Annotated in this window: 15 protein-coding genes, 1 tRNA gene and 1 CRISPR repeat array; of the genes, 7 read left to right on the top strand and 9 right to left on the bottom strand. The window is 35.9% G+C overall.

Going from position 1 to position 21,586, the window contains the following annotated elements:
- The first annotated feature begins 2 nt into the window (after positions 1-2).
- The 6 genes from cas5b to cas4 are packed head-to-tail and all read left to right on the top strand — an operon-like array spanning position 3 to position 5,603.
- Positions 3-719 carry a type I-B CRISPR-associated protein Cas5b gene (gene cas5b / locus V7O61_RS03210; protein WP_407282739.1) on the top strand — a complete coding sequence of 239 codons (717 nt, stop codon included), beginning with the start codon at positions 3-5 and terminating at the stop codon, positions 717-719.
- Positions 706-3,078, top strand: a complete 2,373-nt coding sequence (gene cas3, locus V7O61_RS03205; protein ID WP_407282740.1) for a CRISPR-associated helicase Cas3' — start codon at positions 706-708, stop codon at positions 3,076-3,078. The genes cas5b and cas3 overlap by 14 nt, the downstream gene beginning before the upstream one ends.
- Entirely contained in the window at positions 3,075-3,734 is a 660-nt protein-coding gene (locus tag V7O61_RS03200) for a CRISPR-associated endonuclease Cas6 (RefSeq protein WP_407282741.1), read from the top strand. Before cas3 ends, V7O61_RS03200 begins: the two co-directional genes overlap by 4 nt.
- Entirely contained in the window at positions 3,722-4,690 is a 969-nt protein-coding gene (cas1, locus tag V7O61_RS03195) for a CRISPR-associated endonuclease Cas1 (protein WP_407282742.1), read from the top strand. Before V7O61_RS03200 ends, cas1 begins: the two co-directional genes overlap by 13 nt.
- Before the next feature lie 12 nt (positions 4,691-4,702).
- Positions 4,703-4,993, top strand: coding sequence for a CRISPR-associated endonuclease Cas2 (cas2, locus tag V7O61_RS03190; RefSeq protein ID WP_023844488.1), 291 nt, complete (start codon positions 4,703-4,705; stop codon positions 4,991-4,993).
- A gap of 7 nt (positions 4,994-5,000) precedes the next feature.
- Positions 5,001-5,603, top strand: coding sequence for a CRISPR-associated protein Cas4 (gene cas4 / locus V7O61_RS03185; protein ID WP_023844489.1), 603 nt, complete (start codon positions 5,001-5,003; stop codon positions 5,601-5,603).
- 112 nt (positions 5,604-5,715) lie between these two features.
- Positions 5,716-12,333: direct repeats of the CRISPR family, unit length 37 nt; unit sequence ATTCAAAATCAAGATCCACTAAAACAAGGATTGAAAC.
- A 71-nt stretch (positions 12,334-12,404) separates the two neighbouring features.
- On the opposite strand, the gene V7O61_RS03180 is transcribed toward cas4, so the two are convergent.
- The 8 genes from V7O61_RS03180 to V7O61_RS03145 form a co-directional block, all read right to left on the bottom strand.
- Positions 12,405-12,489, bottom strand: a tRNA-Leu gene (locus V7O61_RS03180).
- 238 nt (positions 12,490-12,727) lie between these two features.
- A complete protein-coding gene (locus V7O61_RS03175) occupies positions 12,728-13,492 on the bottom strand; it encodes an ABC transporter ATP-binding protein (protein WP_407282743.1) in 765 nt (254 codons plus the stop codon).
- Positions 13,493-13,517: 25 nt separating this feature from the next.
- Positions 13,518-14,597: a FecCD family ABC transporter permease gene (locus V7O61_RS03170; protein ID WP_407282744.1), complete on the bottom strand. Its 1,080-nt coding sequence runs from the start codon at positions 14,595-14,597 to the stop codon at positions 13,518-13,520.
- A gap of 125 nt (positions 14,598-14,722) precedes the next feature.
- Complete coding sequence (locus tag V7O61_RS03165) at positions 14,723-15,964, bottom strand: ABC transporter substrate-binding protein (RefSeq protein WP_407282745.1); 1,242 nt, start codon at positions 15,962-15,964, stop codon at positions 14,723-14,725.
- A gap of 5 nt (positions 15,965-15,969) precedes the next feature.
- Positions 15,970-16,791 carry a hypothetical protein gene (locus tag V7O61_RS03160; RefSeq protein ID WP_407282746.1) on the bottom strand — a complete coding sequence of 274 codons (822 nt, stop codon included), beginning with the start codon at positions 16,789-16,791 and terminating at the stop codon, positions 15,970-15,972.
- A gap of 259 nt (positions 16,792-17,050) precedes the next feature.
- Positions 17,051-17,509, bottom strand: a complete 459-nt coding sequence (locus V7O61_RS03155; protein ID WP_407282747.1) for a MarR family winged helix-turn-helix transcriptional regulator — start codon at positions 17,507-17,509, stop codon at positions 17,051-17,053.
- Between the two features lie 111 nt (positions 17,510-17,620).
- Positions 17,621-19,000 (bottom strand): cryptochrome/photolyase family protein, encoded by a 1,380-nt coding sequence (locus V7O61_RS03150; protein WP_407282748.1) that lies wholly within the window; start codon positions 18,998-19,000, stop codon positions 17,621-17,623.
- Positions 19,001-19,537 carry a heme-binding protein gene (locus V7O61_RS03145; RefSeq protein WP_052324303.1) on the bottom strand — a complete coding sequence of 179 codons (537 nt, stop codon included), beginning with the start codon at positions 19,535-19,537 and terminating at the stop codon, positions 19,001-19,003. It lies immediately after the preceding gene.
- A gap of 175 nt (positions 19,538-19,712) precedes the next feature.
- Here V7O61_RS03145 and V7O61_RS03140 point away from each other — a divergent pair, with 175 nt between their 5' ends.
- Entirely contained in the window at positions 19,713-20,372 is a 660-nt protein-coding gene (locus V7O61_RS03140; RefSeq protein WP_407282749.1) for an HAD family hydrolase, read from the top strand.
- Here the strand turns inward: V7O61_RS03140 and V7O61_RS03135 are convergent.
- Complete coding sequence (locus tag V7O61_RS03135; protein WP_407282750.1) at positions 20,334-21,533, bottom strand: UDP-N-acetylglucosamine--N-acetylmuramyl-(pentapeptide) pyrophosphoryl-undecaprenol N-acetylglucosamine transferase; 1,200 nt, start codon at positions 21,531-21,533, stop codon at positions 20,334-20,336. The genes V7O61_RS03140 and V7O61_RS03135 overlap by 39 nt on opposite strands.
- Between the last annotated feature and the right edge of the window lie 53 nt (positions 21,534-21,586).

The following is a 21,586-nucleotide window of genomic DNA, read 5'->3' as shown; positions in this document are numbered from 1 at the left end:
AAGTGGATAAAGTACTTGCATTCGATGTGTGGGGAGAATATGCTCATTTCAGGAAGTATTATACCACCACATCACCACTCACTTTTTCCATACCACCACGAACTGCAATATGTGGCTTAATTGCAGCAATTATTGGTATTGATAAAACAGAATATCTTAGTTATTTCTCTAAAGATAAAGCTGATATTGCTGTGAAACTGTTGTCTCCAGTAAAAAAGGTTAGACTTTCTGAAAATCTAATTGACACCAAAACTGCACTAGTGATGAGTAAAATAAAGAACCGTACACAAATACGCTTTGAACTTCTAAAAGATGCAAGGTTTAGAATATATTTTAGCCATAAAGAAGCTGAATTATATGAAAAACTGCATTCATACCTTACACAACATCAGTCATTTTATACCCCCTGTCTTGGACTTAGTGAACATATTGCAAATTTTGCTTTTGTTGGTGAATTCAGCTCAGAATTGAAAAATGGAACCGAAGATTTTGTAAGAATAGATTCTGCAATTCCAGTCAAACAAAATTCAAATTTAAAAATCAGGTTTGATGAAAATGGTGGCGAGTATTTCCATGAAACCTTACCTATTGAAATGGCAGAGGATAGAACTGTACTGGAATACTCTAAAGTAGCTTTTGAGCGCAATGGTCAACCCATCATTGCAAAATTTGACACGTATTGGGAACTTGATAATGGTGAGAGAATTGTCTTCTTATGAACTACTCTCTCACCCCGAGAAAACACTCTACATTCATCTTAAAAATGTTGCAGATATTAGTAGAATTACTATTAATTCAAAGAATTTAAATTTTGAAAATTTAGATGTAAATATTCTTGAAGAGATATCATATATCATTGGTGCCTGCCACGACCTTGGTAAAGCCACACATTATTTTCAAGATTATATACGAGAAACAGATGAACAACGTAAATTAAAATTTAAGAACAATCCTCTTACTCGGCATGGACTGATTTCTGCTGTTTTTACTTACTATGTACTAAAACAACATCTTCAAGAAAAAAATGAGGAGCTTTTTTTCATACCATTATTTGGATATTTAGCTGTAAAAAGGCATCATGGTAATTTGAATAACCCTATTCTAGAATTGCTTGCTTTAGATGATGAAAATATTGAATATTTAAAAAAACAAGCTGAAGCTATTGATTCAAAGCAAATTAATGAGGTTTATCAATCACTTTTACCTGACATAAATATCAATGATTTCTTGAAGCAAATAGAAGCATTGTCCATAGAAATAAAAAAAAGCAAAAGGCAATTAGCAAAACACTTGAAAATTGTAGGTTCAACATATAGTTATATCCTCTTTCAACTTTTGTATTCAGTTCTTTTGAACTCAGATAAAACAGATGCTGCAAGTCTCAACATGTCTACTCGACCAAAGATTAGCCCATTATTAGTAGATGAATATCGCAAATTTAAAAAATGGGATAATACAGAGGAAGGAATGAACAACATTCGAAATCTAATCTATTTTGATGTTACAGATGAAATTAAGAACATAAATCTTGATCATAGAATCTATTCTTTGAATGTTCCAACTGGCACAGGAAAAACACTTACTTCATTCTCATTGTCATTAAAATTAAGAGAAAAGATAGAGAGTGAACTCAATTATTCTCCAAAAGTAATATACTGTTTGCCTTTTTTGAGTATAATTGATCAGAATTATTCGGTATTCGAAGATGTTTTTAAAACAATTTATGGAGATGAACCAGATACATCTACACTATTGAAACATCACCACTTGTCAGATATTCAGTACACATTTCAAGATGATGAGTTTAAAGAAGATAAAGCACTTTTATTAATTGAAGGTTGGAATTCAGAAATAGTTGTCACCACATTCGTACAGTTTTTCCATACACTGATTTCGAATAGAAATAGGTCATTAAGAAAATTCCACAGCATTGCTAATTCCATTGTTATTCTCGATGAAGTTCAATCTATTCCACATAAGTATTGGCTACTTTTTAAAGAACTTATTATATCATTATCCAAGCATCTAAACACATATTTTGTCTTTGTCACTGCAACACAACCTCTTATTTTTAATGAAAATGAAGGTGAAATTGTTGAACTTGCAAAGAATAAGAATGAGTATTTTTCCAAATTTGATCGAATTAGCCTTCAGTACTTACCTGAACCTATGAGGTTAGATGATTTCAAGGAAAAGGTCAGATTAGACATTGAAACGATGGAAAATAATGATTTTTTAATCGTTTTAAACACCATCAATGCAAGTAAAAAAGTATATGAGCACCTCACATCTCCGAAAAAAGAATCCATTGACTACTTTTATCTCTCAACACATATAACTCCAAAAGAACGCCTTGAAAAAATTAAACAAATAAAGAACACTAAAAAGCGGAGAGTAATAGTAAGCACTCAATTAATAGAAGCGGGTGTTGACATTGATGTTGATGTGGTTTATAGAGACATGAGTACTTTGGACTCCATTAACCAAGTTGCAGGAAGATGCAACAGAAACTTCGATACCAAAAAGAAGGGAGAAGTAAAAGTATTCATTCTCAAAGATGAAAGAAAGGAATACTACAAATATATCTATTCCACCTTTCTGATTGATAAAACCAAAGAAACTTTAGATGGAACTGGTATCATCGAAGAAAAGGAGTTTTTGGAACTAAACAATGAGTATTTCAAAAAGATAAAAGAAACTCAAAGTGCAGATGAAGCAAAAGAAATACTTGATGCCTTACATAATATGCGTTTTGATTACATCAAGGAAAATTTCCATCTGATTGAAAATGATTATGAAAAAGCAGATGTATTCATTGAAATTGATGATAATGCCCATGATATTTGGCAGCAATTCAAAGCACTTCGTGAAATCAAGAACTCACTTGAACGGAAAAATATATTCTTGAATTTTAAAAAGCAATTCTATGAGTATGTAATTTCTGTTCCAAAAGATAAAGCACCATCTTTAGTTGATTCTAATACCGAAATTAGTTATGTTTCACTTGAAATGCTGAATGAATGGTACAATAAAGAAACCGGATTTATAGCAAAAGAAGAAGGAGCATTGATTTTTTGATAGAATTGAAGATTTTTAGATTAACCCTCACCTCCACCCACCCCATCAAAGGATCCGGTGCACAGCTTAGAGGCTTCTTTGCCACCAAGTTCAACGAATACAACCTATTACACCAACATAACACTGATAAATTCATCTACCAGTACCCAATGGTCCAATACAAAATGATAGGTCAAACACCCACTGTTATTGGAATAAACGATGGTGCAGAAGTGCTCAAAGAAATATATGACGAATATGACAAAATCAACCTTAATGGCAATGAATATGAAATTGTAGAGCGTGGAATAAACTACAAAAAAGAAGATTTTGGAATTTCAGAAAAACTGATCAAATACGATTTTGTAACGCCCTGGTTCGCACTTAACCAACATAATCACAGAAAATACCTTTCTTCTGATAAAGAACAACAAGCAGAACTACTCAACAGGAATCTAACAGGTAACATGCTTTCCATGTCAAAATCTCTGAATTACCAAGTTCCTGAAAGAATCAAATGTCATACAGAACTCAAAGCGCGTCGTTCAAGTCTGAAAGGAAACGAGATACTTGCATTCAAAGGCTCCTTTTTCACAAACTTCCAGATCCCAGACTATCTGGGATTAGGCAAATCAGTATCACGTGGTTTTGGGACGGTGAAAAAATGCAACTTGTAATCAATTCACGTGGATCATATCTCAAAAAACAACAGAACTGTTTTCTTGTCAAGAACGAAGACAAAGTGTTCGAAGTCTCTGCCAACAAAGTTGAAAGCATCCTTATAACCACATCAGCAACTATTACAACTGATGCCATCAAGTTTGCTGTTGAAAATAACATTGACATAGTGTTTCTAGACCATTTTGGTGACCCATATGGAAGAGTATGGCATTCCAAATTAGGAAGTACCGTACTTATTCGTAGAAAACAACTTGAAATCGCAGACAAAGAGAAAGGCTTTGACCTTGCAAAAGGTTGGATAGAGGTAAAAATCAACAATCAGATCGAATTCTTAAAGGACCTCAAAAAGAACCGACCTGAAAAAAGGAATGAACTTGACGAGTATATTACAAATATAGAAGCAATGAAGGATAAGCTCCTTGAACTTGACGGGCTTCTCGATGAAGCAAGAGGAAGCATCTTGGGAATAGAAGGTATGTCTTCAAGACATTATTTTAATGCACTTAGCTATATTACGCCTGAAAAATGGAAATTTGAAGGAAGAAGCAGAAATCCTGCAGTCGATGAATTTAACTGTTTGCTTAATTATGGATATGGTGTCCTTTATTCAATGGTAGAAAAAGCCTGTATCCTCTCAGGACTTGACCCTTATGTGGGATTCATACATACTGATAACTACAACAAGAAATCACTTGTATTTGACCTTATAGAGATGTATCGAATCCATGTTGACAGGACCGTGGTCAACCTATTCTCAAAAAGAAAGATCAAAGAGGATTATTTTAACAGCATCCCCAATGGCCTGAGCCTTAACAAAGATGGTAAAGCTGTGCTTATCCAAGCGCTTAACGAGGTTTTAGACCAGAGTATCAGCTATCATGGCAGGAATATCAAAATCAGAAATACAATACAAAGTGATTGTCATAAAATAGCTAATTCACTTATCAAATGAAAAGGTGAAGAAATGTTAGTGTGGGTAATATATGACATTGCTGATGATCCAATCAGAAAAAAAGTCAGTGATAAATGCAAGAACTATGGCCTTTACAGGGTTCAAAAAAGTGTCTTTCTGGGCGATCTCAATGCAAACCAAAGGGATTCTCTTGCAATTGAATGTGAAGATCTAATAGACCCAGAAGTAGATTCAGTTTATATTTTCCCAATGGATGATGAATCATTCAGAAAGGTCAAACTGATAGGACAGGCTTTTGATAAAGAGCTTGTTAGTGATGAAGTATTAACAACTTTCTTCTGAGGATATCATGGAAGAGCTAGAAAGTGAAAGTTCTACAATAATTACTATTTCAGACGTGCTGGAATATCTATTCTGCCCCAGATTTATCTATTTTATGTACTGCCTGGATATACCTCAACATGAAGAAAACAGATTCAAGGTCATCAAAGGAAGAGATGTTCATAAAAAGCGGCAAATGACAAACAGAGAATATGTGAGGAAGAAACTAAACTGTATTAGCAAAGAATCCGAAGTCTATGTCGTTTCCAAAGCCCACCACATAAAAGGAATAGTGGATGAAGTACTTTTTTTAGAAGATAATACTGCTGCTCCTTTGGAATATAAGTTTGCAGAATATAAAGATAAGGTATTCTCAACTTACAAATATCAACTTGTTCTACAGGCATTGTTGATAAAAGAGAATTACAACATAGAAGTTCAAAAAGGATATATCTGCTATACTCGTAGTAACAGTATGATTAAGGAATTAGCTTTTAAGTTATCAGATTTCAAAAAGGCTAATGACATCATCAAAGACATTATACAGATAGTTGACAAAGGAAAATACCCACAAGCAACAAAATCAAAGAACAAATGTATTGATTGTTGCTACAGAAATATATGTGCATGACATAGTTATCTTATACTTATAAGGAGTTCAATAATTTTGCAACAAGAATTAGCGTGTTCTGAAAGAAGCAATTTAAAGGTTTATTTTGCTAATAACAGGAAATATTTGCGCTATTCAAAATCAAGATCCACTAAAACAAGGATTGAAACTATTCCAATTTCAATTAAAACCACTTCCAATAATATTATTCAAAATCAAGATCCACTAAAACAAGGATTGAAACTTCAGAAAACTCTTGGATATGTCACTAAGATATCACAATTCAAAATCAAGATCCACTAAAACAAGGATTGAAACAATTATTAGAGTATATTGTACCTTTCAAGTTGATGAATTCAAAATCAAGATCCACTAAAACAAGGATTGAAACTTGCTGATGGGACTAACTATGATTGGTCTGGTGCATTCAAAATCAAGATCCACTAAAACAAGGATTGAAACCGGAGTACCAAGCATGTCCTACATCTTCTTTGCCGTGATTCAAAATCAAGATCCACTAAAACAAGGATTGAAACCTGCACTGGAATATTATTGTTATAATGCAGATAATATTCAAAATCAAGATCCACTAAAACAAGGATTGAAACCACTCATTATCAGATATACAATTGATATTTGGAGAATTCAAAATCAAGATCCACTAAAACAAGGATTGAAACTTTAGATTATCTGCATTATAACAATAATATTCCAGTGCATTCAAAATCAAGATCCACTAAAACAAGGATTGAAACTACTCAACTCTTTTTATGACTTCTGCAAATGGTGAATATTCAAAATCAAGATCCACTAAAACAAGGATTGAAACATAGTGCTTGGGGTTCTACTTGTGATGAAAGACAGATTCAAAATCAAGATCCACTAAAACAAGGATTGAAACAAGCTGGGCATTGTGGAAATTTGTTTTTTGTTTCAATTCAAAATCAAGATCCACTAAAACAAGGATTGAAACACATGGACTCTGGATAATAAAGATTGGATGATTTATTCAAAATCAAGATCCACTAAAACAAGGATTGAAACAATAACATTAAACCATATTAACATATATGGCATTAACATTCAAAATCAAGATCCACTAAAACAAGGATTGAAACCGCATCGTCTCCCTCTGCGTTTTCAATGATGGTTTCATTCAAAATCAAGATCCACTAAAACAAGGATTGAAACAACGCCAAGGTTGGTGCTGACAACAGTGTATATATTATTCAAAATCAAGATCCACTAAAACAAGGATTGAAACTATTTTCAATATCAATGTTTCCCTGAAAATGTTCTTATTCAAAATCAAGATCCACTAAAACAAGGATTGAAACCTGTGAACTTCCGATTACATCTTGCACAATGAATGTGATTCAAAATCAAGATCCACTAAAACAAGGATTGAAACGTTAATTTGTTGTGTGTCTAAAGCTCTAATGAGATTATTCAAAATCAAGATCCACTAAAACAAGGATTGAAACGAAAGTATCATTATTTGAATCATGATCTCCATCCAGATTCAAAATCAAGATCCACTAAAACAAGGATTGAAACAATTATTAGAGTATATTGTACCTTTCAAGTTGATGAATTCAAAATCAAGATCCACTAAAACAAGGATTGAAACAATATATAGTTTTTTTCATAGATTTTTTATTATCATATTATTCAAAATCAAGATCCACTAAAACAAGGATTGAAACTTTGTGAAGGTACATACCAAGAGTATATGAATTACATATTCAAAATCAAGATCCACTAAAACAAGGATTGAAACAAGAAGATTATCTATCACTGCTTGCAGGAAAAGTCGCATTCAAAATCAAGATCCACTAAAACAAGGATTGAAACGATTTTACGACAGACGGGAAAAAACTATCTCAGGATATTCAAAATCAAGATCCACTAAAACAAGGATTGAAACTGTATATGCCAACATCACAACATCTAACAATGCAAATTCAAAATCAAGATCCACTAAAACAAGGATTGAAACTGTATATGCCAACATCACAACATCTAACAATGCAAATTCAAAATCAAGATCCACTAAAACAAGGATTGAAACTCGGCTGTACGAAGGTGTTGTGCTTTGGTCTAAGGAATTCAAAATCAAGATCCACTAAAACAAGGATTGAAACTATTAGATGTTCGTGTATAGTAGTGTAAGGTGAATATTCAAAATCAAGATCCACTAAAACAAGGATTGAAACTTTATATTTGGATTTTTTGGCATTTTTAAACTCTCCTATTCAAAATCAAGATCCACTAAAACAAGGATTGAAACTGTCATGGTTTATCTTTGACCTTGGAACAAGCGTTATTCAAAATCAAGATCCACTAAAACAAGGATTGAAACTTTCTTACTGTAAAATCTTTGCGTTGCATTATCCCATTCAAAATCAAGATCCACTAAAACAAGGATTGAAACTCTGTCATTTTTTTAACACTTCCTTTCCTCAAAACACCATTCAAAATCAAGATCCACTAAAACAAGGATTGAAACCAGAAAGCATGTACTTTCCTACTTGTCCAGTTGTTTCATTCAAAATCAAGATCCACTAAAACAAGGATTGAAACTTGATATAGACATGAATAGAGATACAGAGCTTATTTTATTCAAAATCAAGATCCACTAAAACAAGGATTGAAACGTTTCATATTAGAACCCCAACACTTGATTAATGAATATTCAAAATCAAGATCCACTAAAACAAGGATTGAAACTCTTTCAGCGACCACTCCAGGAGCTTTCACAAATGTAATTCAAAATCAAGATCCACTAAAACAAGGATTGAAACTAAAAATAGTAGCAAAATGTACAATCATGTACATTATAAAACGATTCAAAATCAAGATCCACTAAAACAAGGATTGAAACTCCACGCTCTGAGGGCGCTGTGTAGCGAATATTACCATTCAAAATCAAGATCCACTAAAACAAGGATTGAAACCAACTATGTCAAAAATAAAAAGCTTCCTGACAAGGATTCAAAATCAAGATCCACTAAAACAAGGATTGAAACATTTTGTCAAGTTCCTCAACTGCTTTGTCACCAAATTCAAAATCAAGATCCACTAAAACAAGGATTGAAACAGTGTCCTTTTCCTGTAAGAATTGTATTGTTAATGTATTCAAAATCAAGATCCACTAAAACAAGGATTGAAACGTCATTCTGTAGTAATCCCCGGGGACAAAGTGAACAAATTCAAAATCAAGATCCACTAAAACAAGGATTGAAACTTATCAATTGTGATATCTGCCATCTTATCACCATGTACTATTCAAAATCAAGATCCACTAAAACAAGGATTGAAACAAAGTATATTCTTTTGCTGTTGCTGTTCCAATGCTCATATTCAAAATCAAGATCCACTAAAACAAGGATTGAAACTGCGTATTTAGGTCAATTGCTCCGTTGGATTCAAATTCAAAATCAAGATCCACTAAAACAAGGATTGAAACAATGCTGCACCCCCGGCCACAGTTATTATTGTAAGGCCGAATTCAAAATCAAGATCCACTAAAACAAGGATTGAAACTCCATAAGGAACTTACAAAGAGTATCTACTGCCTGTAATTCAAAATCAAGATCCACTAAAACAAGGATTGAAACTCACCGTCATTTCCATGACGGACATTAGTAGCTCCATTCAAAATCAAGATCCACTAAAACAAGGATTGAAACTATTATTTCCCTGACATAGAGGAAATAGAGGAAAAATTCAAAATCAAGATCCACTAAAACAAGGATTGAAACTGTATTTCAGGGTCCTAAGTCCCATTTGCTTACTGATGATTCAAAATCAAGATCCACTAAAACAAGGATTGAAACTCGCATCTGGTATCTATCAGTTCGAAGGCGAAGAAAGATTCAAAATCAAGATCCACTAAAACAAGGATTGAAACCGGTTCAATCGCTTGACGACTGTTTAAGAGTAATGACAATTCAAAATCAAGATCCACTAAAACAAGGATTGAAACTTGACAATAAAATGTCCACCAACACGATATACACCAGATTCAAAATCAAGATCCACTAAAACAAGGATTGAAACTTCCTCTTCTTAATCTTGACAGGTCAAAAATCACACATTCAAAATCAAGATCCACTAAAACAAGGATTGAAACCCATTAGAATAAAGTTCTTCCTGGCATGTTATGTCATTCAAAATCAAGATCCACTAAAACAAGGATTGAAACAAGTTAGTTTTTGAAAGACCAACAAGAGAAACCACATTCAAAATCAAGATCCACTAAAACAAGGATTGAAACTCTAACAGTAATACTTTTACTGAGTCGCCTTTTTTATTCAAAATCAAGATCCACTAAAACAAGGATTGAAACAGAGGTGGTGTATTCCATTCGTATGCGAACGATGCGGATTCAAAATCAAGATCCACTAAAACAAGGATTGAAACTTGCAGGGTCTGTGGCAGAATTGAATGTGGGATCTATTCAAAATCAAGATCCACTAAAACAAGGATTGAAACTCATATAGCCCTTGTCTCTTCTCACATTTTGCAATTATTCAAAATCAAGATCCACTAAAACAAGGATTGAAACTGATGTTAAAGCTTACCTCTCCTGCCGCTATTGATACGATTCAAAATCAAGATCCACTAAAACAAGGATTGAAACTCTGAAGTCTCGCTCTATGGAAATGTGAATGGGGAATTCAAAATCAAGATCCACTAAAACAAGGATTGAAACTGCTGCCCTCCGAGAGCATCCGTTACTATATTGCATTCAAAATCAAGATCCACTAAAACAAGGATTGAAACTGGGTGATAGGATGAGTTACGATTTGAAGAAAGCTAAATTCAAAATCAAGATCCACTAAAACAAGGATTGAAACCAAAAACAGGTTACCCTAAAGTTTTGGCTACAGGGTTTATTCAAAATCAAGATCCACTAAAACAAGGATTGAAACTTAAAATGGCTAATGTACGAGGATATTGCGATGTTTATTCAAAATCAAGATCCACTAAAACAAGGATTGAAACATTGTGTTTCAAGTGGTCCAGTAGGATCATGTAGATTCAAAATCAAGATCCACTAAAACAAGGATTGAAACTAGATGTAGCCAGGGACACAACTATGCGTCTTAGTATTCAAAATCAAGATCCACTAAAACAAGGATTGAAACAGCGGTGTTATACATATTTTTTAGAGGTGCTTACATGGATTCAAAATCAAGATCCACTAAAACAAGGATTGAAACGCTCATATCCAGTCTCGCTTCCACTGGCTATTGCTATTCAAAATCAAGATCCACTAAAACAAGGATTGAAACGCTTTTGTTTTTGCAGGAGTATTAAGAATCAATCCTATTCAAAATCAAGATCCACTAAAACAAGGATTGAAACAGAGTAATAGGATCATGCAAAATTGCATACTGACGATTCAAAATCAAGATCCACTAAAACAAGGATTGAAACATAGCTACCCATACACATAAGCCAAATATCCCTGCATTCAAAATCAAGATCCACTAAAACAAGGATTGAAACTATACGATACCTGATCAGCCAATCTTGATCTTATACAAGATTCAAAATCAAGATCCACTAAAACAAGGATTGAAACAATTACATAGAGGATATAGAGGAAATAGAGGTATGAATTCAAAATCAAGATCCACTAAAACAAGGATTGAAACAATTACATAGAGGATATAGAGGAAATAGAGGTATGAATTCAAAATCAAGATCCACTAAAACAAGGATTGAAACGACGTCTTGAAACGGATAAAGAGCGGTATATAGGAATTCAAAATCAAGATCCACTAAAACAAGGATTGAAACTGTAATAGACTGCTACGAAGACACAGACTGCCAAATTCAAAATCAAGATCCACTAAAACAAGGATTGAAACTTCTAAAAGAGATTTGTCGGGCGTTGTAGTCGGTTATTCAAAATCAAGATCCACTAAAACAAGGATTGAAACCTACAAATGGTACAAGAACGGGCAAATTCAGCCTATTCAAAATCAAGATCCACTAAAACAAGGATTGAAACTTACGCACTTACCATTCTTAGGAATGTCTTTGTAATGATTCAAAATCAAGATCCACTAAAACAAGGATTGAAACATACTTCTCCTTTAGCACTTGAATTATTTCTAACGATTCAAAATCAAGATCCACTAAAACAAGGATTGAAACGTGAAGGGTGGAGTTTCTCTCACTGAACTTATGGGATTCAAAATCAAGATCCACTAAAACAAGGATTGAAACAGAGAAAAAAGAAAGCAACAGAAAATAGATTCTGTATTCAAAATCAAGATCCACTAAAACAAGGATTGAAACATATTTCAACGTCACCAAAATTACTACTTGCCGCATTCAAAATCAAGATCCACTAAAACAAGGATTGAAACAAATAATACTTTATAACGAGGTCTTCATTGTTGCCTATTCAAAATCAAGATCCACTAAAACAAGGATTGAAACCATTGTAAGAGCTGATCAGGGTTGAATCCAGTACGTATTCAAAATCAAGATCCACTAAAACAAGGATTGAAACTCAATCTCTGTGCCTATAACAAGCTATAGCGAGGGGATTCAAAATCAAGATCCACTAAAACAAGGATTGAAACTAGATTAGAACTAGATGATAGTACAAAATTAAGAACATTCAAAATCAAGATCCACTAAAACAAGGATTGAAACCGAAATCCCAACTTATGCCGAACTTTGTAATATGCAATTCTAAATCAAGATCCATTATAACAAGGATTGAAATAGGTTACCTAGATAAAATGCAGGACAGAATCCTCACATTCAAAATCAAAACCATCATAACATAGTAAATGATGCGGGAGGTGCGATTCGAACGCACGAACTCCTACGAGAATGGGTCCTAAGCCCATCGCCTTTGGCCAAGCTGGGCAACCCCCGCACAAAAGAATAGTCATTAAATATATTGCTCACATATTAATATTACGCAAAAAGACATCTATTTTTCATAGAAATGCTATGAAGCCCTATGAATATGGTCCTAAGCCCTGCGCCTTTGGCCAGGCTGGGCAACCCCCGCAAAAGAAGCAACTAACAGATAACACACTAACATATTAATGTTGCGTATAAAAACATGTTTTTGTACACTTTTTTCTCAAATTATAATTAAGAAAACAATTCTAAACCAGTTTCAGAGGGACAATGTAAGGAACACCATTCTCACTTTTAGCCACAGCTTCAACACCATAGTGTACCCTCATGTTATTCTCATTCAGAACATCCAGAGGTTCTCCGGCAGCTACAATCCTTCCATCTGACATCAGAAGAAGGCGGTTAGAATAGCGGACTGCCATATTCAAATCATGAATAGCCATGACCACTGAAATATCAAGCTCTTCCACCAGCTTTTTCAGAATCTCCATCAGGGACATCTGATACTTGATGTCAAGACTGCTTGTAGGCTCATCCAACAGCATAATACCAGTTTCCTGGGCAATTGCACGGGCAATAAATACTCTTTGCTGCTGGCCTCCACTGATCTCGGCAAAATCCCTCATTGCAAGATCAGAAATATTCAACATATCAAGAGCATTCAACGCCTTATCAATGTCATTTTGGGAAAAATTCCATGAAGAATGTGGTCTCCTGCCCATAAGAACAGTATCCAGCACGGTAGTCGGGAATGAGATATCAGGAGACTGTGGGACATAAGCAATACATTTTGCAACATCCATACGATCCATTTTACCCATATCAGAACCATTAAGCATCACAGATCCTTGCGGATCCAGAATTCTGTCAATGCATTTGATAAGTGTTGACTTCCCGGCACCATTGGGCCCGATGATTCCCAGAATCTCACCCGGATGCAATTCCATATTAACATCCTTTAACACAGAAGAACTGGAATAATCAAAACTGACACCCTGCAAGATCATTCTCATATTAGTTTCAACTCCAAAACCATATTCACCAGTAATCCTTTCTTTTCCTGACTATCAAATACATAAACAGTGGAACACCCATATACGAAGTGACTATTCCGATGGGCAATATAATCGGAGACATCACAGTTATTGCAACGATATCTGCAACAGAGAGTAAAACTCCCCCGACCAAAGCAGATACAGGAAATACAAAGCGATTATCACCTCCGATTATCATACGGGTTATGTGTGGTGCCACAAGACCAATGAATCCTATCGTACCTGTGAAACAAACAATGCTGGCAGTTAGTAAAGAAGCAAGCACCATTAACATAACTCTGATCTTTGGAACATTCAGACCCAGGCTTTTTGCAGTATCATCACCTGCAATGATTATATTGAGATCCCGTGCTTTCCACATAAGCAAAGGAACCGTAAGGACCAGTACAATAAATATTACTTTTACTTTGTCCCAATCAGCATAGGACAGGCTGCCAATAAGCCAGAAAGTAACTTCTTTTGCTGCTTCATCACTTGCAAAATACTGGAGCAATGCAACACTTGATGAAAAAAGGAACATCATTGCAATACCTGCAAGTAGCATTGTTTCAGGACTGGTACCCTTTTTCCCGGAAAGTGCGAGAACCACAATGGAAGAGATGAGTGCACCTGCAAACGCATTTCCGATGATAAGATATTCACCATCCAGTAAACCGGAACCGAGTGTAATTGCCACCGCAGCACCAAAACCAGAAGCAGAGGAGATTCCCAGCGTATATGGAGAAGCCAATGGATTTCTTAGAATCCCCTGCATTACCGCACCTGCAAGCCCAAGACCAATACCTGAAAGAATTCCAAGACAGACCCTTGGAAGCCTAATATTCCAGACAACCCTCTCTGCTTTTCCACTTACCTGAAAATATCCTGGAAAAAAGTGATCAAATATTGTATGATAGACCTCAGTAATTGAGAAATTTATAACCCCTATAGTAGAGGCAAATCCCACAATAGCAATCAACAGAAAAAATAAAAAACCAATAATGATGACTTTTCTTTTTCTTGTTTTTTGATAATCATTTTTAATAGCATGAACAGAACTTACATTTTCCTGAGAAGATGCCATATATATTCACTCGTTAAAAAATTTGCTGTGTTTACCACATATATCAGTCATCACTTGAACTTATGACAAACACAGCTTCGATATCAGATTACCCGACCTTCACAAATTAATTCGAAGTCCATATTTTAATATACCACAGCATTCCAGCGCTCAAATACCCCGAAATCATCGAGCATTTCTGTATACAGGTCATCTTCACCGTAGAATTCCTTATATATTGCATTACCCTCAGCTTCCACATCAATATTTTCAGACTCATCAGGGTACATCAGCTTAACCATGCGATAAGCATCAGCCATTGCAATTGCTGGATCCATTCCATTAGAAGAACCTCGTATGTAGTATACTTTAGACTGATCAACAGCTGATACATCAACAAGAGTATCATCATCAAGGACAGTATCCTTATCCAGAGACTGGTCTACCTGATAATACCTTATGAAAATAACTTCCGGATCCCATGCGATTATCTGCTCTTTTGTAACCGTGGCTGAACCCCAGCTTGAAGGCTGGCCTGTTGCTACATTATTACCACCTGCAATTTCCAGTGCATAATAAGTTGGTGCACACTTGATAATCTCATTACTTCCACCGGTTGCGATGTAAGCATTGAGCTTGTCTTCTGTTGCAATGGAAGAGGACATAGAGGATATTGAATCTACATGATCTTCAGCATAACTCACAAGTTCTTCAGCCCTGTCTTCTTCACCAATGATTTTGCCTGCAAGCCTCCATACATCATAAGCACCTGCCTCTTCATCAAAATCCAGACCAAAAGTAGCGCTTAAAGCAACAACCGGAATACCCGTACTATCCTGCAAATCTGCAGCCGTACTTGCCGCAGAATAGAATACAACATCAGGCTCAATATCCACTATAGCTTCGGCATTAGGAGTAGAACCTGATCCAATAGAGGGAAGATCACGAAGTTCAGGATAAGCTCTGGTTACCAGCAAACCATCGTCATCTATTATGTTCTGATAAACACCGACAACTCTGTCAGCGGCACCAAGTGAAGCAATTATCCTCACAGAAGGTGTAGAAGCCAGTGCTATCCTTTCTACAGGTCGGTAAAGAGTCACTTCTCTACTGTTATAGTGATCAGTAATAGTCAAAGGTTCACCGTCCCAGTAAGTATAAACATAAGCTGCATCACCTACATCATCAAGAGAAAGCTCACCGGAACCAAGCATAAGATCGCAAATTGCAGCAGATAGTTCCTCTTCAGCCAGGATCTCATTGCCATTAGCATCACACGGAATTTCATTTTCATAAACTGCCGCTGCCGGCAGACACATTATAGCAAAAACGGATGAAATAATCATAAGGATCTGAGCCGATCTTACAAAAACATTATTTGCAGACATAATTATCACCTTCTTCTCCTGGTACCAACGACTGCCAGAGACAGAACAAATGCAAAGCAGCTTAATGTACTACTAAAACCAGGAGTGGAATTAGCAGAGCTTTCTACCCCTTCATTGCTTTCTGCAGCGGCATCAGCAGAGCTTTCAGTACCATCAACACCTCCAGAGCTATCTGAATCATCTGTGCTCTTAAGAACATCTTCTTCACCCTCAGATGCTGCTTTCAGATCAATTGTAACAACTTCTGGCGATTCAGTCTCATTTGCAGGAATTGTTTGTAAGCTGCAACCAGTGCTGCTTCCTGAAGAACCACTACCGGAATTGCTACCTGAACCAGTACCTGTCCCGGAGCTTTCTGCTACTTCAAAAACACTATCTCCACTTATTGGTTCCAGACGATTTGCAAGAACATCAATCTCTACATCCTGATAAAGAAGATCTACCCATTCACCTGAAAAATCATAAAATCCAGTTGAGGAAGAGACCAGCGTGTAGCTTATCGTGTTAACGTCTATTGCGGAAAATGCAATTGTCATGTTATCACGATCCACCGTAAAATCACATGATGAACTGATATCTCCATCATCTGCCGGGAAAGACAGACCTGAAGGGATGTTCTCTACAATACCAACAACTAATGGAGAATCTCCTTCGATTTCCAATACAACTGTAAATTCAGTTTCCGGCGTGACAGAATCAGGAAGAGTCCTGACAACATCACTGACTCCTGAATCAGTTGCTGAAGCAGAAGATGCTGTTAAGATGAGCATCACAAGCATCAGCAAGGATAAGGAAAATACTCTTTTTGACATATTATTTGTATTCATTCCACCACTACTCAATATTAGTTGATTTAAAACAATTAAAATTGCAATATAGTTCATATATGAACTAATATTTAAGCTAATCGACTTATATCTGTACCAAAAGTACATACAACACTCAGGAATATAGATATTTGCAAAAAGTAATTACACTTAATTGTAATCATTAAACGTAAAATAAATCTAGTGACAAAATGTGATCTATACATCAGAACAAGAAAAAAAATATGACAAAGGAATCAGGGAATCCGATGAAAAGAAATTAGGTTTCAAAAATATATTTGTTTAAAATTGATACCATTTGAGACAGGTGATCGTAATATTCAACGAGATCAGATTCACTCATACCATACGAATCAGAAATAGAAGAAACACGTTCAGTGATCATATCCATAAGTTCGGAATGATAGTCTTCCCCGGCATCAGTTAAAGATATAAGTTGTTTTCTCATATCATTCGGGTCATTATTCCTTACTACCAGACCATTTTTCTCAAGAGTATCAATCGTTGAAGTAATGGTACTTTTTCCAACTCCCAGAATTATACCCAGGCGGGAAGGATTTATCTCTTTTTTAAAGTGAATTAACCTTATAGTCTTGTTAGGGAGAGTATTGAATGTCAAAGAAGAAGACTCTACAGCAACATTTAGCATCTTTTTATCAAAAAAACAATCGTGCTCCAAATGCTTATCAAATATTTTCCTGACAAGATCCTTGCTCATGTAAAACCTCACAGTCTTTACATTCTTAGGATTTTCAACAAATAAGTATTTTGTGAATTATCAGTGAGAAAAATTCAAAAAATAAAAACAGATAAAATAAGTAATCGCCTATCAACCAACTGACTTGAAAGCTGTAAGTGCAACATTCCTTTCCTCCGAATGAACCACAAGCGGCTGCGGATAATCAACTCCTAATAGTTGCTGCCCCTTTTCCATTGAATGAATAGTTTTAGGTGAAGGAGCTTCAAGTTCAGGAACCCATTTTTTAATATACAGGCAATCTGGATCAAACTTTTTCTGCTGAAGCCATGGATTGAATATCCTGAAATATGGCTGTGAATCCGCACCGGTTGATGCAGCCCACTGCCAATTGCCATTATTCACGCATGAGTCATAATCCACAAGCCTGCTGGCAAAATATCGTTCACCCCATTTCCAGTCAATATGCAGATCCTTCACGAGGAAAGATGAAACAATCATCCTAACACGATTATGCATGTATCCTGTCGTGTTGAGTTCTCTCATTCCAGCATCAACAATTGGAAAACCGGTTTGTCCCCGGCACCATGCATCAAATAACTTATCATCATTTGACCATGAAAGTGAGTCAAATTTCTTCTTAAAAGCACCTGTAAAAACATAAGGATGTGCAACAGCAATATGGGTGAAAAAATCGCGCCAGTGAAGTTCATTTATGAGGGTGTGGGCCTTTCCCAGTTCATTTTCAACGTAGTGATAAAATTCACGTACAGATATAGTTCCCAGTTTATTATGAGCCGAAAGTCCCGTAGTTCCTGCTATTGACGGATAGTCACGTTCATTGTCATAGTTACTGAAACCGCTTATATCCTGAAGGACTGAAAGAGCATGGCTTCTGCCTCCTTTTGTAAATAGAGAAGTATTTCTCTCAATTGAAAAATCAGAAATTTCAACCTGATCTCCATCCAGGATTCCAGAATAAATTTGACCCCCTTCAGCTGTTTTTGGAAACGGAATCCCTTTTTGTGAAGCTTTTTTGAAGAACTGGGAGAACACAGAATATGTTTTGCCTTCGTTTGTAAGCACCGTACCAGGTTCGTGCAGTAAAGCATCATGGCAGCTTACAATATCAATACCAGAATCCTCACAGGATTTTATAATCGCAGAATCACGTTTCCTGCTAAAAGGCGTGTAATCCTTGTTGAAAAAGACAGCATCAATTTCATGTTTACCTTTCAAATCCTTAATGATATCTTCAGGAAGACCGGATAATAATATCAAACTTCCGTTTATGGACTTTAACTGCTCACCCAGATCTTCAAGACATTCCAGCAGGAACTGGAATGAATTTGGATTGAAATGTTTTCGATTTTCATCAGCAAGCCTTGGATCAAAAATGAAACATGCAATGACCTTATCAGAGTTTTTTATTGCAAGATTCAAAGCAGTATTATCTTCAATCCTGAGGTCACGCCTGAATATAAATAAAGATAATTTGTATTTTTTTGCCAATTATTCCACCTCAACAGCAATTTCATTTCGCATCAGAGCAGGGGGAATCCATGGAGGATTGTAGCACATCAGGAAAAAATCTCCTTTAGTTACAAGATCATTTTCATCAAGTTTTGATATTAGAACTGAACGTTTTTCTTCGATAATATCGCTTTTTGCATACCCCGAGAATCTGATTGCAGCCACTTTCCTTGAAGAAACGTTATGAATTGTGATTTCCGGATTTATCGGGGAGGGTGCAGTATCAGCACTATATTCAGCCGGTAGTATAAACGACATATTTACTATAGTGTCATCCCCAACTATGATAACAGGAAATATCATATCAATGTTCTTCTTTTCCATATTTTTACGGGAAATATAAGACGAAAGTATCGAAAAAGCATCATCAATATCATTTGATGACGTGGAAACAAATGTAATTTCCCCGTACTCCCTTAACTCAATATTGCCCTCTAATTCATAAAGTGTCCTGTATGCAAGCTCTTCAGTTGTCATTGAAACATGCAATCCTGCAAAAAACCATGAACCAAGCATGACAGTAGACACCGTCAATAAAGCAAAAATTGCCCCGCCCTTATCCATATACAATAAATTGTCCTGAAAGTGTAAAGAGGATTGTGGTTCCTTTTAGTAGAAATATATAGATTTCATAATCTATGGTTGAACCTTAGATTAATTAGATATATCCACGTACAAATTTTCAGTTGTTATGGAAGCTCTGATATTTGATATGGACGGTGTGCTCCTAGATTCTATGCACCTGCATGCAATGGCGTGGAAAAATGCATTTATGGAAGCTGGAATCTCCATAGATGAAAGAGACATATTCGCCCTTGAAGGCGAAAATGATTCAGGAATTGTGAAAAGAGTCCTTGGGATGAATGTAAATGAGTCCATAGACATGGAAGCAATACTCACAACATTACCTGAAAGAAAACATCAGCTTTTTGACAGGGATAATGTCATCCTGTTTGATGGTGTTGACGATATCCTCAGGCAAATCAATGGTAAATTCAGACTTGCAGTTGTTTCGGGATCTGACAGGAAAATTGTGGAAATGATGATGGCTAAATATTTCCCGGGAATCTTTGATGTTATTGTCAGCGGCGATGATACGGAAAAAGGAAAGCCGGCACCAGACCCATACAATAAAGCCGTTGAAATGCTAAAAGTCAGCAAAGAAAATTGCATCGTGGTTGAAAATGCAATTCTTGGAGTTGAATCTGCCAAAAATGCAGGAGTATTCACCATCGGCATACCTACTTATCTAACCAGGAAAGAACTCGAACACGCTGACATAGTCCTGCATGACCACGAAGAATTATTCAGGTTAATAGAGTTGCTGATGAGAATGCACCCTGGGAACTGAGGATAAATATTCCTCCAGCTTTTCCCTTATGAAAGTAGGTCCGTGACAGTTCATGGCCTGCCCTTTTAATATAGATACATTTGACCTGTATTTTTCATCATCTGCCAGAGAGCGTATTGCCTGCAACAGTTCTTCAGGTGTTACGGAGTAAGAGAATCTTCTGCCATACCCATTATCTTCGATGAACTGTGCATTATTTTCCTGTTCATTGTGTGATTTGTCAGGGAATGAAATTACCGGAAGCCCGTAACTGAGAGATTCCGTAATTGTTCCATGCCCTCCTGCACAAATTACAAGGTCCACTGACCGATAATATGGAAAAGGATCAGGAATAAGACGCTTAATATCTACATTTTCAGGGACATCTTCAAGGAGATCATAATCCAGATCCGGACCGCCTATCAGAGTATAGTTTATGCTGTCGTCCATTTTTGCAGTCTCCAACAGTGTTTTGAATATCTGGATACGGTAGCCGAAACCTCCTATACTGCAAAGTACATGCGGATGATTTAAGTCTTTTATCGGAATAACTTTCTCATGTTTTTTTCTGAGCACAGGACCACTGAATCTAATTTTATCCTTTACTTCATCAGGGAATGAAAGATTGGAACCACATATAGTAAAAGGTGGAACAAAATCAGGAACGAATATCATATCCACATTCCTGTAAATCCATGTATAGAATTTCTTAACTGTATACCCTACAGTCCCTATTACAAAGCCCTTGTTCCTGAAAAAGTCCTGCATATTTGACTGGTTCACTATCATGCATACAGGAACCTTTTTGCGTTTTGCAGCTATTATCCCGTTGTAGTAACCATCTGATATCACAAAATCCGGCTTTGTTTTTTCTATCAGTTTTGTGACTGAATTGATATTACCCAGGGAAATTCCTTTTGCAGTTGAAAGTATTGAACTTTTCAGATCAAGTGAACCTTTTTTGCCGCAGAGCCGCAGTTCCTGAGGTATCTCCTCAACAATGTGTCCGGACTCCTCTATTAATTTCTGTGAATAGCCGTAGGCTCCAATGAAAACGGTGTGACCTGCGCTCAGAATTTCAGATGCAAGAGAAATGCATCTTCCTGTGTGACCAAGTCCTTCGCCACACACGAATATCAGAAAAATCATACGTTTATCGGGACTTGTCTTGTACTCGGACATATGTATAAAAGTGTCTGATATGTATTTATTTGTTTATTATATAGAAAATAGAG

This window comes from Methanolobus sp. WCC1, assembly GCF_045690315.1.
In the GTDB taxonomy this organism is placed as follows: Archaea; Halobacteriota; Methanosarcinia; order Methanosarcinales; family Methanosarcinaceae; genus Methanolobus; species Methanolobus tindarius.
This window is presented reverse-complemented; position numbering and strand designations above follow the sequence as displayed.